The following is a 1,068-nucleotide window of genomic DNA, read 5'->3' as shown; positions in this document are numbered from 1 at the left end:
GATACGCAGATGTCGCCGGCCGCTGTGTGGCTGGAGCATGCGCGCCCGGACGAAGTGACGCTGGCGCAATATGAGCAGTTCTTCGATTGTCCGGTGTTGTTCGATCAGCCCTATTCGGCGCTGATCGTGCCGTTAGCGTACTTGCAGTTGCCGTTGCGCCAGGCCGATGCGCAATTGCTGCGCACGCTGGAAGAACATGCGATGGGGTTGATGGCGACGCTTGAGGATGCGTCGCTGGAACAGCAGGTGAAAAGCATCCTGCGGCAGTTGCTCAAGGAGGGGTTGCCGCGCAAGGAACAGGTCGCCGAACAACTCGCTGTTTCCGTGCGCACGTTGCAGCGGCAATTGCATCAGGCGGGGACGTCGTATCAGCAGATCCTCGATGATTTGCGCCAAGAGCTGGCCGAGCATTATCTGTTGAACAGCACGTTGCCGATTCAGGACATTGCGCAGTATCTGGGGTTTACCGAACCGCGGTCGTTTCATCGCACGTTCAAGAGTCGGCGGGGGATGCCGCCCGGCGAGTTTCGGCAGATGCATCGGGGGTGATTGTTCCGGCCTCTTCGCGAGCAAGCTCGCTCCCACAGTTGCTCTCGGCTGCTCACAAATTCGATGTTCACTGCAGATCCATTGTGGGAGCGAGCTTGCTCGCGAATGCGCCAGCTGCAGCACCCAATTCCTACAGGTAAATCTTCGATACTTGAGCGCAATAAACATCCCGCATCACAGGTGTTTAAAGACACTCAGCGTTACGCGAAACAGCCCACAAATCCTTGCGCCACTGCCTACGCCTGCGCCAGAATCCGCCGGCTTGTGCGCCCAGGGCTTGCTGCGTAACTTCAATCGGGTCACTGATTCCCAGTGATCGGGTTTAGTAGCCCGTGGTAATTCTGCTGGTCGTACTTTCATCACAGGTGCTCTCGTACCTGAGCTTGATGGTGGCTGTACGTAGGGCGCTTCGGCGCGCCGGCTTAAGCTGAGTTCCCCGGTCTACTAACCTGCGTACAGCTGCCTCCCTTCCGTTTAGTAGCAGAAGGGTTGAAGCTCAATGAAGGGAACACAGCTTAT

Annotated in this window: 1 protein-coding gene; it reads left to right on the top strand. The window is 57.4% G+C overall.

What is annotated here, in order from left to right; all coding sequences use genetic code 11:
- A partial coding sequence (locus DBR24_RS34585) for an AraC family transcriptional regulator (protein ID WP_256592018.1) occupies window positions 1-549 on the top strand: 549 nt, incomplete at its 5' end.
- Between the last annotated feature and the right edge of the window lie 519 nt (window positions 550-1,068).

It is taken from the genome of Pseudomonas sp. HMWF006 (genome assembly GCF_003061205.1).
In the GTDB taxonomy this organism is placed as follows: Bacteria; Pseudomonadota; Gammaproteobacteria; order Pseudomonadales; family Pseudomonadaceae; genus Aquipseudomonas; species Aquipseudomonas monsensis.
Note: the sequence above shows the minus strand (reverse complement) of the source record. Positions and strands in the feature narration are given on the sequence as shown.